Source organism: Clostridium sp. SY8519, from assembly GCF_000270305.1.
GTDB lineage: Bacteria > Bacillota > Clostridia > Lachnospirales > Lachnospiraceae > SY8519.
The window spans coordinates 1,614,940-1,629,464 of sequence record NC_015737.1 but is presented as its reverse complement, the minus strand read 5'-3'; the positions used below and the strand labels follow the sequence as shown (position 1 = coordinate 1,629,464).

At 52.3% G+C, this 14,525-nt stretch carries 12 protein-coding genes and 1 riboswitch; of the genes, 3 read left to right on the top strand and 9 right to left on the bottom strand.

Features of this window, described 5'->3' with window-relative positions; translation table 11 throughout:
- Positions 1-12: 12 nt before the first annotated feature.
- Positions 13-714 (bottom strand): bifunctional precorrin-2 dehydrogenase/sirohydrochlorin ferrochelatase, encoded by a 702-nt coding sequence (locus tag CXIVA_RS13430; protein ID WP_013977435.1) that lies wholly within the window; start codon positions 712-714, stop codon positions 13-15.
- Between the two features lie 91 nt (positions 715-805).
- On the bottom strand, positions 806-1,918 hold the full coding sequence (gene hemA / locus CXIVA_RS07655; protein WP_013977434.1) for a glutamyl-tRNA reductase: 1,113 nt from the start codon (positions 1,916-1,918) through the stop codon (positions 806-808).
- Between the two features lie 298 nt (positions 1,919-2,216).
- On the opposite strand from hemA, the gene CXIVA_RS07650 reads away from it, so the two are divergent.
- On the top strand, positions 2,217-5,351 hold the full coding sequence (locus tag CXIVA_RS07650) for a hypothetical protein (protein ID WP_013977433.1): 3,135 nt from the start codon (positions 2,217-2,219) through the stop codon (positions 5,349-5,351).
- A gap of 166 nt (positions 5,352-5,517) precedes the next feature.
- Here the strand turns inward: CXIVA_RS07650 and CXIVA_RS07645 are convergent, their stop codons facing one another.
- The 5 genes from CXIVA_RS07645 to raiA all read right to left on the bottom strand — a co-directional run bounded on the left by CXIVA_RS07645 (position 5,518) and on the right by raiA (position 9,818).
- Complete coding sequence (locus tag CXIVA_RS07645) at positions 5,518-5,943, bottom strand: flavodoxin (protein ID WP_013977432.1); 426 nt, start codon at positions 5,941-5,943, stop codon at positions 5,518-5,520.
- The gene (locus tag CXIVA_RS07640; protein WP_013977431.1) at positions 5,931-6,527 is read right to left on the bottom strand and encodes a DUF3793 family protein; all 597 of its coding nucleotides are present in this window, start codon (positions 6,525-6,527) and stop codon (positions 5,931-5,933) included. The genes CXIVA_RS07645 and CXIVA_RS07640 overlap by 13 nt, the downstream gene beginning before the upstream one ends.
- A 91-nt stretch (positions 6,528-6,618) precedes the next feature.
- A complete protein-coding gene (locus CXIVA_RS07635) occupies positions 6,619-8,739 on the bottom strand; it encodes a heavy metal translocating P-type ATPase (protein WP_041727748.1) in 2,121 nt (706 codons plus the stop codon).
- 12 nt (positions 8,740-8,751) lie between these two features.
- Positions 8,752-9,045 carry a DUF6110 family protein gene (locus CXIVA_RS07630; protein WP_013977429.1) on the bottom strand — a complete coding sequence of 98 codons (294 nt, stop codon included), beginning with the start codon at positions 9,043-9,045 and terminating at the stop codon, positions 8,752-8,754.
- Between the two features lie 239 nt (positions 9,046-9,284).
- Positions 9,285-9,818 carry a ribosome-associated translation inhibitor RaiA gene (gene raiA, locus CXIVA_RS07625; RefSeq protein WP_013977428.1) on the bottom strand — a complete coding sequence of 178 codons (534 nt, stop codon included), beginning with the start codon at positions 9,816-9,818 and terminating at the stop codon, positions 9,285-9,287.
- 321 nt (positions 9,819-10,139) lie between these two features.
- On the opposite strand from raiA, the gene CXIVA_RS07620 reads away from it, so the two are divergent.
- A complete protein-coding gene (locus CXIVA_RS07620; protein ID WP_013977427.1) occupies positions 10,140-10,577 on the top strand; it encodes a GatB/YqeY domain-containing protein in 438 nt (145 codons plus the stop codon).
- A gap of 172 nt (positions 10,578-10,749) precedes the next feature.
- Positions 10,750-10,825, top strand: a riboswitch (cyclic di-GMP riboswitch).
- Positions 10,826-11,121: 296 nt separating this feature from the next.
- On the opposite strand, the gene CXIVA_RS07615 is transcribed toward CXIVA_RS07620, so the two are convergent.
- Entirely contained in the window at positions 11,122-12,081 is a 960-nt protein-coding gene (locus tag CXIVA_RS07615; protein ID WP_013977426.1) for a flavodoxin family protein, read from the bottom strand.
- Positions 12,082-12,289: 208 nt separating this feature from the next.
- Here CXIVA_RS07615 and CXIVA_RS07610 point away from each other — a divergent pair, with 208 nt between their 5' ends.
- Positions 12,290-13,198, top strand: a complete 909-nt coding sequence (locus CXIVA_RS07610) for a LysR family transcriptional regulator (protein ID WP_013977425.1) — start codon at positions 12,290-12,292, stop codon at positions 13,196-13,198.
- Between the two features lie 32 nt (positions 13,199-13,230).
- Here the strand turns inward: CXIVA_RS07610 and CXIVA_RS13425 are convergent, their stop codons facing one another.
- Positions 13,231-14,397, bottom strand: a complete 1,167-nt coding sequence (locus CXIVA_RS13425) for an N-acetylmuramoyl-L-alanine amidase (protein WP_013977424.1) — start codon at positions 14,395-14,397, stop codon at positions 13,231-13,233.
- Positions 14,398-14,525 lie beyond the last annotated feature (128 nt).

Below are 14,525 nucleotides of genomic sequence, written 5' to 3'. Positions count from 1 at the left end.
TCTTCCTGTCCCTTATTCTTTCCGGTCCTCTGCCGGGCTGCCTTCCCAAAGGTCCGCGTAACGCCGGATCACCGCCAGGACCTCTGATTCCTCCGCCTGTCCGCCGGTCTGCAGCAGCAGGGAAAAAATTTCCCGATAGGCTTTCTTCCGTTCGGGCTGTCTGGAAATATACCGGGGCAGCACCGCGCGCAGCGCACCCATGCGTTCCACAATTTCTTCCATATTTTCCGGGATTGCTTCTTCCAGACGTCTCCGCACATAGGAAGAGACCGCGGGGCTTTTGCCGTTGGTCGTAATTCCGACAGTAAGGTCGCCCCGCTTCACGAGTGCCGGAAATACAAAGGTACACAGTTCCCTGTCATCCGCGATATTCACCGGGATACCGCGGCTGCGGCAGTCCCGGGCTATCTTCCGGTTTACCTCCCGGTCACTGGCCGTGCCGATGACATAATCCCCCAGGACCAGATCTGCTTCTTCATAGCATTTTTCAATCACACAGATCCGGTCCTTTTCCGCAGCTTCCCGGTACACTTCCTCCCTGGCGCGTCCCGCCGCGGGGATCACCGGATAGGGCAGATGGCTGTGGCGCGTCACCACCGTGATCCGCTCCGTAAACTGACGGAGACGGCCGATTTTCTCTTCCGCCACGCTTCCGCCGCCGATGATCAGAAACCGTTTCTTCTCAATATCCTGATAAAACGGAAATAAAACCATATCCTGCTCCTTCTGCTGCAACTCCCGTTTGCTCCGTTCCGGTCCGCCTTCTGCCGCACTGCCCCGGCATTTCCGAAGCGATTCCGTTCCGTTATTCCCGGGATTCCAGCCGTTCCAGCACCCGGATAAAGCTGTCAAACTCCTCCGCGGTAGCCGCCTTGCGGTACTGGAAGACCAGACGGGCAAACTCCCCGCCCCGCTCCTGCCGCATTTTCTGAAACCGGGGGAAAAACCGGTGAAATTCCAGTTCCTTTTCCAGCTCATCCAGCTGCTCCCGGAGAATCTCCTCCGCGGACTGCACCGCGGATTCCTTCCGGGCATTGTTTTCCCGGGCAATCTGCTGAAAATCATCGATCCGGATCAGCTCCGCCCCGGGCAGCCGGCGCACCTCGTCGTCAATGTCCCGGGGAACCGCCAGATCCACAAAAAGCCGCTGCTTCTCCGGCAGGCCGGCCTGTTTCAGTTCCTTATATACCAGCGTATAGTGAGGGCTGGCGGTTGCGCTGATCACAATATCCGCGCCGCGGACTGCCGCGATCCGGTCTTCATACGGAAGCATGGACACCCCCTGCTGCCGGAACCTTCTCCGCCGGTAGGTGGCCTGGATCTCACAGTCCCCGTAAGACAGCAGGTTCAGCATGGTCTTGCCCCCGATATCCCCGCCGGCGCCGATCATCAGCACCCGTTTTTTTCCTTCTTTCCATTCATGGCATTTCGCTGCCGCCAGCGTAGCCACACTGACGGAACTTTTCGAAAGCAGCGTATCTGTCTTCACTTTTTTTGCTCCGGCCAGCGCTGCCTGAAAAATTGTATTCAGCTCATAGGCCGCGGCGCCCCGGTCCTTCGCGTACAGATACGCCTGACGCATCTGCCCCAGGATCTCATCCTCGCCGACCACCATGGAATCCATCCCGCTTATGACCCGGAAAAGATGGACCATGGCCCGTCGTCCTTCATAAACCAGCACCTGCTCCTTCATCTCCGACGGATCCGTTCCGCAGACTTCCGCCAGGACCTGCAGGGCTTCGTAAAACCTGCCGATGCCATAGAGTTCACACCGGTTGCAGGTAAACAGATAGACGGCCTGGCAGATGCCCCGTTCTTTCAGTCCGGCATACAGCCGCTCTTTTTCCGCCTCCTGCAGCGAAAATTTCTGCCGTTCTTCCGCTCCCGCGATCCGGTAATTTATTGATAATACAAACATATATTGATCAGTTCCCTTACTGTGTCCCGTTATTCCAGTGATCCGCAAAACATAGCAGATCACTGGATGATTGTACACTTCTTACGCCTTTTCTGTAAAGTGCCTGATTCCCCGCCTTTCCGATTCCTGTTTCGCGTTTTCAGACATTTCCAAGAAAACTTCTTATTTTTCCAAAAAAATCGCCTATTGCTTCCGCCTGTCCTTGCATAAAATCTAAGTATCTGCAAATCGTATCCGATTCTCTGCTTCCGTACATCTGCGGAGAATCGGAGAAAAAAAAGGAGGATAAGAAAGCGAAATGAAAAACAAGAAAGTGAAACTTTTCCTGGTCATGTCTATGATCGGGGCTCTCTCTGCCAGTCAGGCACTTCCCGTACTGGCGGCGGACAGCACCTCGGAAGATGACAGCTCGGTCACGTCCACGGTCAAAATCGATGACACGTATGTGCACACGTCCGGCGTCATACGCACTGCTGCTGCCGCGAAGGGCAATGGCGTCCTGAAAATCGACGACTCTGTGATCTACGCGGAAGAAGGCGATGACACCGACGACGAGTACAATGCCCTCGTGGTTCCCATGATGAAACGTACGCCCTTCGCGCTGGGCATAGAGGGAACTGTCCGCGCCACCAACATTCTCGGCAGTGCCCAGGGACTCTACAGCGATTCCCTGATGGTATCCTCCGGCTGGGGCGTGCTTTCCACCGATTCCGGCACTTCTTATGAGAAAAACAACAGGAAGAACGCCATCGAAGCCACCAATGTAACCGCCGGCATCGGCAGCGTGGAAAAAGCAAAAGACGGCAAAGAATACACGGCCACCAAGACTGTCAACGGCACAAAGTACGGCTATACCATGGAAGGATCCGGCTACGTGGCCTACGCGGACTCCGGCGTGCATGACAAAATCGAAAAGTCCAAATTCTACAGTCCGGATTACGTGCAGATCATGGCTTCCAGCACTTCTTCCGCCTATTATACGGATTCTGAGCTGACCTCCGGACGGATCGCCGTCATGACCCAGCAAAACTCCGGCGGAACCATCAGCATCAAGGATTCCACCGTCAACGCGGAAGACACCGCCGTACAGATCAAATCCGGCTCCGCCAACAACGGATATACCAATGTGGTGCTGGATAACGCAAAAGTCAACCTGGACAATGTAAAGGAAAGCAGCAACAACTGGGGCGGCACCCTGGTGGAACTGATCGAATCCGATGATGCCGGCAATCCGGGCGTTACTACTTACAAAATCAATGACAACGGGGATCATGCCACCTATACCAAGTCCACCATCACTGCTTCCACCGCAGCCCTGAAGAATCAGACCTACACCGGAAATATCTGGAACAATATCTACAATTACAACCAGGCGCTGGATGTCACTCTGGACAAAGCTACCTTAAACGGAACCATTTCCTCATCCTACGGCTACCATGTCAATGACGACGGCACCCGTATGGAAAACGGTACGGAGCTGAACTGCTATTACGGCGGCGACTACCGGGGTCAGAAGAGCGACTACGCCAAAATCGGCGCCCTGTACAACGTAGCCAGCGCCCAGGTCAACAATCCGGTCAATGTGTCCTTAAGCAACGGCTCCACCTGGAACATTCAGCTGGCAGACAAGAGCAACGGGGAAGCCGATGCCTGCTACATCAATGACCTGACCGTAGGGGAAGGCTGCTCCATTGAGTCTGACAAACCGGTAACCCTGTATGTTTACGGCAAACAGGACATCAAAGGAACCTTAGGCGCCAACATCACCATGAAAGAAGCTGAAGTCGAAGGCAAAGATACCGCGGACAGCGGCAAATTAGGCACCTCCACCTTCATCGGCTCCGGCACGGAAATCCATGTCCTGGCCCAGGATTCTGAAGGCACACCGAATTCTTCCCTGGCATCTGTCAAACTAGAAAATGCTGTAGCTTCCGAATCCATTCAGATGGAAATCACACCGGCGGACGGCTATTCCGTCAGCAGCGTCACCTCGGAAAATGACGCCATCCAAGTTACGAAAAACTCAGACAACACCTACACCATCAAAGATCCGGGCAAAAAAATCACCGAAAATACCAACATTATTGTCAAACTGACTGCCTCCTCTTCCGGCGGCGGCCAGACGCCCGGCGGCGGTCCGATGCCCGGCGGCGGTGACGGCCCGATGCCCGGCGGAGACGGAGGCGATTCCCAGGATACTGACACCGTGGATACCACCGAGGCCCTGACACCGGTCACCAGCGGAAGAGTATACGGAGATGTCACCATTTCCTCCATTTCTTACGGAAAGAACTACACCGCTACCAAGGCCACTGCTGATGATACCATCAACAGCCCTTCTGCATCCACCAATGTGACTTCTGTCACTTTAAAGGACCGCGTCGGCAGAACACAAACGGTAAAAGCCTCCTCTGACAGCGGTGTTCTGACTCTGGCAGTCAACGGCACCGAAGAAAATCTGGTGAAGGCATATCAGAAGAAGACCACCCTGAAGGCCGGCACTTACGCGATTGCCGAGACCGCCGGCAGCCAGTCCTACAGCGAAATGGCAAAATTCGGAAACATGGGCGGAAACACGGCGCAGTACACCTACCGGGCAGCGCTGACTTTAAGCAACGGCGATATCCTGGATGGTGAAACCATTCCCCAGCTGCTGTCCTCTGCCACCTACAACCGCACCGGAATCAAAAACGGCACCCTGACCTCCAACGGCGCCTTCTTCAACGGCATCATCGCGGAAGCATCCTCCCAGGATACCACCTTCCAGATCAAAAACATGAAGATCGACTACAACGGAGACGGAGCCAACGACTTCCAGGGAGAAGGCGCTGCCATCCTGGCATGCACCGATGTCTACAAGGCAGACGTAACAGGCACCTTAAAGACCAAACTGGAAGAAAAAGCAAAGGAACTGGCCGACGCCAAAAACAATCTGGCAGAAGCAAAAGAATCCGCAGACGCGAACACGAAGAAAATCGCCGACCTGGAAGCGCAGCTGAATGCGGCCCAGAATGCCATTTCCAAAGCCAAGAAAGATCTGGCTGCCGCGCAGACAAGCGCCAAAAAAGCAAAAGCAGCGCAGAAATCCGCCGAAGCAGCGCTGAAAAAAGCGCAGAAGGCACTGAAAAAAGCGAAGAAAACCAAAGTAACCGTAGCCAAAGCGCAGATTTCCTCTGTAAAAGCAGGTAAGAAAAAAGCTGCCGTCACCGTTCGGAAAGTCAAAGGCGCATCCGGCTATCAGCTACAGTACACGTTGAAAAAGAGCTTCAAAAAATCTTCCGTAAAAACTGTACGTACCGCCAAAACCAAAGTGGTTCTGAAAAAGCTGAAATCCGAAAAGAAATACTATATCCGCGTGCGCGCTTACAAAAAATCCGGTTCCAAAACCGTATACGGCGCATACAGCAAGGTAAAAACAGTTAAGGTAAAATAGCACCGGTATCACGCGTTTCCACAACTAAAATTCATCCATAAACGGCCGCCCCGGAAACCGGATCGTTAACCCGATCAAGGTTTCCGGGGCGGCCGTTCTAACTGTATCGGCGCTCTGCCAATACACCGCTTCCTTCTGTCTGATGATTTATCCGCTTCTTTACCAGCTAGGCTGCCAGAGCTTTTCCCAGAGCGCCGCAAGCCTGTACGGCTTCTTCATCCGGCGCTTCATTGCAGATCACGCAGTCGCAGGCCAGATCCGCGCCGGCATCTCTGCAGTCTTCTTCCCAGCTGCGCATCCATTCGCCGTCTCCCCAGCCATAAGATCCGAACAAGGCGATCCTTTTCCCGCTGAGGCTCTGTTTCACGGCTTCAAACATCGGCTCGAATTCCGTTTCCTCCAGCTGTTCCGCTCCCATGGAAGGGCAGCCGAAGGCAATAGCATCATATTCCCCTGCCTTCGCAGCGTCAAATTCGCCCGGAGTCATCAGATCCGCCTGGGCGCCCGCTGTCCGGATTCCTTCTGCCACCGCCCGGGCCATTTCCTCTGTGTTGCCGGTTCCGCTCCAGTATACTACTGCTATTTTCCGCATATGTTCTGTGTCCTTTCTCTTCTGTCTGTGCAAAGCCGTTCTGACGCCAGCTGTTCCAATGACGCGCCGTTCTGCCACTGTCTCCGGCATCTGGCGGTACAGGAGCGGAACGCCTGAAAGGTACGCTTTGCTTTTTCCACATCGCCGTACACCTTCCAGGTGCCAATCATTTTGTAATTGTCCGCTTTCTGTTCGATAAATCCCCGCACATCTTCCGGCGGATATCCCAGAAACAGGCCAATTTCATGGGGAAACTGTTCCTGGCTCTCCAGGCGCCGGATCAGTTCCCGGATACAGCGGCTGGCGGAATCGCTTCCATAGCCCGCCTCTTCCAACATCCGGGCCGTATCCGCAGCGCTGATATCCCGCCGCAGGGCATCCGGCCGGTAGAGATACAGCAGCGCCTTTCCATTTCGGTACCGCATGGGTATGATACAGAGCTTCTTCCCTGCCAGGATCCGATTATATCTGCGGATCTCCGCATGCATTTCCTCCCTGGCAGAAAACGTGTAAGTAAACAGATTTCCTGTCTTCAGTCCCGCCAGGGTCGGTGCGCAGTACTGTATCAGAACTTCTTCCGACATCTATGGTTCTCCTTCATTCCTGTTTCTGACACGGCCGTTGTGCACATGTCTGGTTCCATTCAGCTTCTGTGGTTAAATGCATCTAACTCGTTTATAAATTAGCACTAACCTCATTGTCAACATGATTTTTCCGATCTTTTTCCGATTCTATCAAATTCGTCATGCTGTGCAGGCTGATCAGAACGGTCGAAAGATTATGCAGCGTCGCTGTTGCAGCCGGAGCAATGACTCCAAAAAAACCCAGAGCAATCAGCAGACTGTTGAACCCCATAATCACCCGGTAGTTTCTCCGGATCCGGCACATCAGCCCGTCGCTTATGCGGCGCAGGGTAAGCAGCTCATGCAGGCTGTCGGCGGAAATCGTAATATCCGCCACTTCCCTTGCGATCGCCGCGCCGGAAGCAATCGCAATTCCCGCATCCGCTTCCGACAGTGCCGGAGAATCGTTAATGCCGTCTCCGATCATTATGACTCTGCGTCCCCTGTCATGCTCCTCACGAATAAAACGCGCCTTATCTTCCGGCAGCAGTTCCGCGTAACATTCGTCAATTCCCAGCCGGGCTGCCGCTGTTTCCGCTGTCCGCCGGCTGTCCCCGGTCATCATCACCACCTTGTCAAATCCAAGCCGGCGAAGCTCTTTGATTATCCCGACGGCGTCCTCCCGAATGGGATCTTCGATGCAGAGCACCGCTGCCAGTTCTCCTCCGATCGCCAGATAAAGATGAGAATATTCTTCCGGCAGTGCTTCAAACTTATCCTGTTCGCCGTCCGGTATTCTGCAGTGTTCATCCTCCATCAGGAAATGCGGGCTGCCGATCAGCACTCTCTGCCCGTTTACGGTACTGGCGATTCCGTGTGCCACGATATATTCCACTTCCGAATGCATTTCCCTGTGTGCCAGGCCGCGGCGCTTTGCTTCCGCAACCACCGCGTTGGCAATTGAGTGCGGATAATGCTCTTCCAGACACGCCGCCAGACGCAGCATCTCCGATTCTTCATAATCTCCAAAAGTAATAATTTCGGCCACGGAAGGTCTTGCGTGGGTCAGGGTTCCGGTCTTGTCAAATATAATCGTCCGCGCGTCCGACACTGCTTCCAGGAATTTTCCACCCTTGACCGCAATCTGGTGTTCGCTGCACTCGCGCATGGCCGAAAGTACGGCAATCGGCATGGACAGTTTCAGCGCGCAGGAAAAATCCACCATCAGAACCGCCAGCGCCCGGTCGACATTTCCTGTCAGAAGCCAGGCCAGCGCTGTGCCGCCAAGACTATATGGAACCAGCGCGTCTGCCAGATGAGCCGCTCTGGTTTCAACCGCCGACTTCAGTTTTTCGGAATCTTCAATCATTGCTACAATACGGTCATAACGTCCGGAACCAAACTCCTTCTTCACCTCTATTTCGCAGATTCCTTCATCAATCACGGTTCCCCCGTAAACATAATTTCCTGCCGCTTTTCTCACAGGAAGGGATTCTCCTGTCATGGACGCCTCATTCACTGCAGGCTCACCGGATACAATAATGCCGTCCAGAGGGATCACATTGCCCGTCCGCACCACAATCCGATCACCAGGTTCCACTTCGTCTACGCTGACCAGCACTTCCGTATCTCCGCATTTCATCCAGACTTTTTCAACATTCAGATACATGCGCTGTGCCAGATCATCCACAGATTTTCTGTAGGTCCACTCCTCCAGCAGTTCTCCCAGTCTGAGAAGGAACATTACCGATCCTACTGTTGCAAAATCTGCCCGCAATACAGACACCGCAATCGTTACGGCATCCAGTACCGATACTTCCAGTTTTTTGTGTTTCAGGCTGCGGATTCCTTTCGTAATATAAGGTACTGCGCGGATCACGGTCAGCAGCGCAGACACCGGGGCAGGCAGAAGGAAACGTGTGATCAGCCTTCTTGCTATCAGAAAAAACAGCTTATCTTCGAATTCTCTGGCCAGGGCCCTGCCAGAGCTTTGAGGCACAGCAGCCTCAAAAGTCCGGCAGTCATATTCCGACAGTGCGCGGATTACGTTTTCCCTGGTACCGCAGTGCCAGATCATGGCATCACAGGTGCGCTCATTTACCTTCGCTTTGCTGACGCCTTCTACCGACCGCAAAAAATATTCCAGCTTGTCCGCCTGTTCCATACTCATCCCGGGCTGCATTGCCCGGACGCGGATTCTTCCGCGGGATTCATGTAATATCCTGCATCTCATATGATTCCGTACCTATGCTTCTTTCTGCTCCGTCTTGCTGATAACTTCTTTTGCATTCTCAATAATTTTCGCTTCCTGTTCCTGCGCGCGTTTCTCGTTGATTTCCTTTGCGTCTGCTGCAATATCACCGCAGTTTTCACCGATTACGGTCAAATCCTTCACAACCTGATCCTTCATCCGAAGAACTGCTGCAGTACAGTGTGTATAGGCTTTTTTTGCGTCTCTTCCGCTGAGTAATTTCACGCCATAGGTTCCAATCAGAAAACCGCCTGCGAGAATACCAAGTTTACTCCATCCTTTGAACATAATTTGCCTCCTGTTCTGTTTTTTCTGTATGGATTGTTTCTGATTCACATACTGTGAATCATAGTTAATTATAACTTACTATTGTGTGTTATTGCAATTATAAAATATTTTACGCTAACACACTGTGCACATGGCTAACTCATTATCCCGCATCTGACCATAAAAAAGACGAGGCTGCCGCATTTTTTCATGCAGCAGTCTCGTCACTTTCGTTCCGGAGTTTTCAGAATTCTACAAACTTATGCTTCCGGTTCAATCAAACCGTATCCTCCGTTTTTCCGTTTGTATACGACATTGGTTTCATCCGTCTCCGCGTTGATGAATACATAGAAGTTATGTCCCAGCAGTTCCATCTGTACGCATGCATCTTCGATGAACATCGGCTTCATTTCGAAATGTTTTACACGTTCGATCTGAACCTCGTCATCCTCGTCCTCGTACTCCTTTTCAATGTATTCCGGACGGAAATAATCATCCGCCTGATGTTTCCTGTTGATCAGCTTGTTTTTATATTTTTTGAGCTGGCGCTCAATGACTTCCTCAACCAGATCGATGGTCTGATACATATCTTCACTGACCTGCTCCGCACGGATAATTCTTCCCTTCAGCGGAATTGTCACTTCAATCTTATGTCTGCCTTTGTCGGCTTTCATCGTTACATGAATCGTAGTCTCCTGGGTAAAGTATTTTTCCAGTTTGGACAGTTTGTCCTCTACTACCGATCTCAGGCCTGCGGTTACGTCGATGTTTTTTCCAACAATGATAATATCCATTTATATTACCTCTCTTTCTGTTCGTCAGATTCCTGCCGGAATCTGCTGCCATTCTTCCAGATCAGTCAGATCCTCCTGCTGTGACTGTGGAATACCCTGGCCGGTGTCACAAGATTTTTGCTGATTTAATTATACCATTTCTGCATGGATGTGGATACCATTTTCTAAAATTTTCACAAAAAATTTGAATTCCCACACAGTTCTTTTGCACATTTTGCAATAATACCAGTAAACTGTGGATTGTTTTCCCTGCTACTTGCAGTTTTTTCTCTGTTGCGCTAAAGTAGAAGACAGTTCAGAATTATACGAGGAGGAATCGAAATGGAATTAAAACAACTGCAAAAAGATATGATGGCGGCCATGAAAGCAAAGGATAAAGTGCGCAAAGATGCCATCTCTTCCCTGGTGTCCGCGGTCAAGAAAGCCGCCATCGATCAGGGCTGCCGTGACGATGTGCCCGCAGATTTAACCGATACCGTCATTCTGAAAGAGATGAAAAGCGTCAAAGAGCAGATCGACACCTGTCCGGCAGAACGCGCCGACCTGAAGGCAGAGTACCAGGCCCGCTATGATATCATTGCGGAATATGCGCCGAAGCTGCTTTCCGAAGATGAGATCAAAGCGATCCTTCAGGATAAATTTGCCGCTGTCATCGCCACCAAAAACAAAGGCCAGATCATGAAGGCTGTTATGGGCGAACTGAAGGGAAAAGCAGACGGCAAAGTCATCAACCAGGTAGTCACCGAACTCTGCAAATAACCAGACACGCCGGCTTCTTCATATCCCGAATCCGGTATTTTGTGCAGAACATGCCCCATGTATCTGTTTTTATACCCATTGTATTTATTGACTTCATATTCCACGCGTACTAAAATATGCATGGCTCAAACTTGAACAGCGATCAGGACGGATCGCTCCCCCGCGATTCGTCTGCTGATCATGGCAAAACAGATGAAAATCTGTGACGCAAAGCTGCAGGGTCTTTGTCATGGCAGCCAGTTGCGCTTGATATCGGACGTGTTACATCTGAATGTAATGCTTTCTCATCCGTGCTGTCCGCAAAGTTTCTGCCGATTCGCAGGCAGTGAGGAGTCCCCCCTTCCCTCTGCCGTCCGGGACCCTGGTTCCTGATACGGTCGAATCGCAAAAAGCCGTACGAACTTCCATCGGTTCGTACGGCCTTTCTTTTTGCAGATCCGTTTTGTGTATCGGTTTCGTATATCTGTTTTCGCGCAGTTGTTTCGTGTACCTGCTTCGTATATCTGTCTGCTTTTTATCTGATCTTCGTATCCGCTTCCGTGCTCTAGCGGCTGATTTCTACCGTAGGGAACTTCAGTTCCCGGTATTTTTCCATCTTTGCCCGGGCTTCTTCCTGCCGCTTCATAAAGTCAATTCTCGTGGATACAATTTCTTCCAGATGTTTTTCCCGGCATTCATTCACGTTTCTGTCCCTGGAGAGTCCGTCCGGCGCAATGACAAATTTTACTTTTCCATTCTCATCTTTGACAATATCTCCGCCGGCGCCGCATACCACGCATTCGAAAGGCCACTGGATTCCGTCCCAGTGCCTATCGCCTCTCATAATCAGATCGCTGTGGCAGTTCGGGCACAGACCCTGATCCGGATCACCCAGCCAGCCGCGCTCTTCCACAGGTGTGCGGATCGCCTGGATGATATTTTCTCCCATCTTATGGGCACGGGCAATCTGATCCTCCTTCAGCAGCACATTGCCCGGCCGTCCGTTTCTTGTGGAGAGGAATTTGTCCACAACCATGGTAGACTGTGTGAACATGGTCGCGGACAGGCTATCCAGTGACAGTCCCTGCCAGTCTTTGCAGGAGCCGCCGACTGCAATCAGTCCGGCAACCTGATGGGGATCTTCTTTCACTTTTCCGATTTTCAGAAGGAAGGACAGCTCATAGGCCAGGAACCGATGAGTAAATCTGGTATATACTGTGCTGGGCATCAGATCATAGGTCGGTACCCCGATAATCAGTCCGTTGCAGGTCTGCATCTCTGTAACCAGCGCGTCCACATCATCCTTGTCCTTCAGGACACAGCCCTTGTAGTCGCCTTTTCCCATCGCCACATCCCCCATGCTCATGGTGCAGGCTTCGCAGCCGGTACAGGGAAGAATGTTGTAATCAAACAGATTCACCAGTTCCACTTCTGCCCCTGCTTCCTGACAGGCAAGCAGTGCTTCTTTTACCAGAATTTCGCTGTTTCCGTTGTGGCGCCCTGCCACGATACCCATAACTTTCATGTCATTTTCCTCCTTCTTTAAACCCCGTCAGTCTTACCATAGGCTGTGCGGAATCCGCAGTCTTTCCTGTTCTTCTTTCAGTGTATCACACTCTGTTTTTCCGCGGCGCACTGTATGCTTCTGGAAACAATCAATTCATTGATTGAACTATAACTTTTTGTTATAATCTTTTCCTAAACAGATTATAACAAGGCAGGAGGAAGGCAGCATGACATTTAACCAGATCAAATATTTTATCAAGCTTGCGGAATGCCTGAATTTTACAGAAGCGGCACGCTGTCTCTTCATCAGCCAGCCGGCCCTGAGCCGGCAGATCAGTGTGATGGAGGAGGAACTGGGCACGCCTTTATTTGTCAGGGATAAAAAGCGGCTGCAGCTGACTCCGGGCGGAATTCTGCTGTACAACCGCCTGCCCCAGGTCCTTCAGCTGTACCACGACGCAGTAGACGACGCCCATTCCGCGAATCAGGGCTATGAAGGGGCGCTCCACATCGGCATTCTGGATGTGTATGATATTTCGGATTTCTTCGCTAATCTGCTGAAAGACTTCCAGTCCGCCCATCCCGCGGTCCGTCTGGATCTCAAACGCTTTTCCCTGGTGGAACTGCCCCGGAAATTATATGACGGCGCGCTGGATCTCATTGTCACTTACAACTTTTCCCTCTTTGACAAACCGGACCTTCTGACCATACCGATTCAGAGCTATGACTCCTGCATCATGTTAAACCGCGAGCATCCGCTGGCCGGAAAGAAAGATCTGTCTTTAAGCGACTTAAAGGGCGAAACCTTTGTTCAGCTGGGTCCGGAAGCCAGCGAAGAAGGCTTTCGCTATGTGGAAAATCTCTGCGCCCGCTGCGGGTTCCACCCTGCCCTGCGCAAAGTGGAAAAAATGGAAGATGTGCTGCTGTGGGTGCAGACAGGCAACGGGGTCGCCATCACCAGCAGCCGTTCCGTGGAGGCCTACAACCCCCATGTGGTGATCCGCCCCATTGATCTGCCCGATGCCCGCAGCCACGAAATCTTCCTTGCCTGGCACAAAACAAATTACAATCCAGCCATTGCCCTGTTCAGCGAACTGGCAGAACAGAAAATTGCGGCGCAGCAGTACGGTTCCTGATCCGGCCGCAGCTGCGCGCCTGCGGATGCGGTTCAGGACTTTCTGCCAAAATACCGGTCGATTCCATCCGCGATCCCCCGGGCCGCCCGCTGCTGAAACCCTGCAGAAAGCAGCTTTTTCTCATCGGAGGGATTCGTCAGAAATCCCATCTCGATCAGCGCGGTGGGGATTTTGCACCAGTTTGTACCGGACAGATCGTCCCGGTACACAATTCCATGATTTTTCAGGCCGGTGGCTTTCTGATAGGATCTGCCTATTTTTGCGGACAAACGGGCGGATTCCCGGATATTTTTCTTCGTAAGGTATGGATTCTTTCCGGATGCGGCCTGCATGGAAAATCCCGTCTGCCCGGCAGAATCCGAAGCATCACAGTGCAGTCTGACAAAAACAGCTCCGCCCCGGTACCGGTTTGCGATTTTCGCCCTCTGTATATTCGAAATATTTACATTCTGTTTTTTGCGGACCATCACCACACGGTAGCCCCGGCTGCGCAGCTGCGCGGCAAGGCATTTCGCCTCCATAAGCGTCACCCTGGATTCCGGTACTCTGCTTCGCACCCCTGCGGTTCCGTAGGCCACCTTATATTTCCTGGCAGCACTTCCCGGCCCCACCGGTTCTTTGTTCAGATTTCCCTTTTTCTGATGTCCGGCATCAATGACCACGGTAAAAAAGTTCGCCTTCTTTGCCTTGCTCCATGGTGACCGGACCATACCGGCAGCAGTCTCCGCGCAGCTCTGCACCCGAAAGCTCCACGTCTGCTTCTTCGACAGTTTCCGAATCTTTAAGGACGTCTTGCTGCCGTCTTTCACCGTAAAATATTTTGTCTTTTTGCCCGCTCTGGCGCAGATCCGCCAGCTGTCCGCTGCCCGATCTCCTTTCCACTTCAGCAGAATGACGGTTCCTTTCCGGTTCTGCGCCTGCAAAAGCACCGGTCTGCGAAGCCCACGCCCGCTCGTTTTCGGCTGTAATGCACCGGCGGCATGCGCGCTCGTCCGCGGCTGTAATGCACCGGCGCCATGCGTGTCTGTCTGCGGCTGTAATGCACCGGCGGCATGTGCGTCGGTCTGCGGCTGTGATGCCCCGGCGGCATGATCTCCCGCCGGGGCTGCCAGCATCGCTGCAGACAGTCCGATCCCTGCCGCAGCCCGCAGGATTCTGCCGGTGCGTTTCCTGCTTTTTCCCTTCATTTTTCCCTTCACTTTTTCCTTTCCCCTGGTTTCTGATTTTCCTGTCCTGAACCAGAAAAAGACAGCCCCTGTTCAGGAACTGTCTTAATCTTACATTATTTTTCTTTCGTTCACCAGATCATACCCGGAAACGGATTCTG

Excerpts from the sequence above, each read along its gene's own strand:
- CXIVA_RS13430 (WP_013977435.1), bottom strand. The coding sequence starts at position 714 with ATGGTTTTATTTCCGTTTTATCAGGATATTGAGAAGAAACGGTTTCTG.
- hemA (WP_013977434.1), bottom strand. The coding sequence starts at position 1,918 with ATGTTTGTATTATCAATAAATTACCGGATCGCGGGAGCGGAAGAACGG.
- CXIVA_RS07650 (WP_013977433.1), top strand. The coding sequence starts at position 2,217 with ATGAAAAACAAGAAAGTGAAACTTTTCCTGGTCATGTCTATGATCGGG.
- CXIVA_RS07645 (WP_013977432.1), bottom strand. The coding sequence starts at position 5,943 with ATGCGGAAAATAGCAGTAGTATACTGGAGCGGAACCGGCAACACAGAG.
- CXIVA_RS07640 (WP_013977431.1), bottom strand. The coding sequence starts at position 6,527 with ATGTCGGAAGAAGTTCTGATACAGTACTGCGCACCGACCCTGGCGGGA.
- CXIVA_RS07635 (WP_041727748.1), bottom strand. The coding sequence starts at position 8,739 with ATGAGATGCAGGATATTACATGAATCCCGCGGAAGAATCCGCGTCCGG.
- CXIVA_RS07630 (WP_013977429.1), bottom strand. The coding sequence starts at position 9,045 with ATGTTCAAAGGATGGAGTAAACTTGGTATTCTCGCAGGCGGTTTTCTG.
- raiA (WP_013977428.1), bottom strand. The coding sequence starts at position 9,818 with ATGGATATTATCATTGTTGGAAAAAACATCGACGTAACCGCAGGCCTG.
- CXIVA_RS07620 (WP_013977427.1), top strand. The coding sequence starts at position 10,140 with ATGGAATTAAAACAACTGCAAAAAGATATGATGGCGGCCATGAAAGCA.
- CXIVA_RS07615 (WP_013977426.1), bottom strand. The coding sequence starts at position 12,081 with ATGAAAGTTATGGGTATCGTGGCAGGGCGCCACAACGGAAACAGCGAA.
- CXIVA_RS07610 (WP_013977425.1), top strand. The coding sequence starts at position 12,290 with ATGACATTTAACCAGATCAAATATTTTATCAAGCTTGCGGAATGCCTG.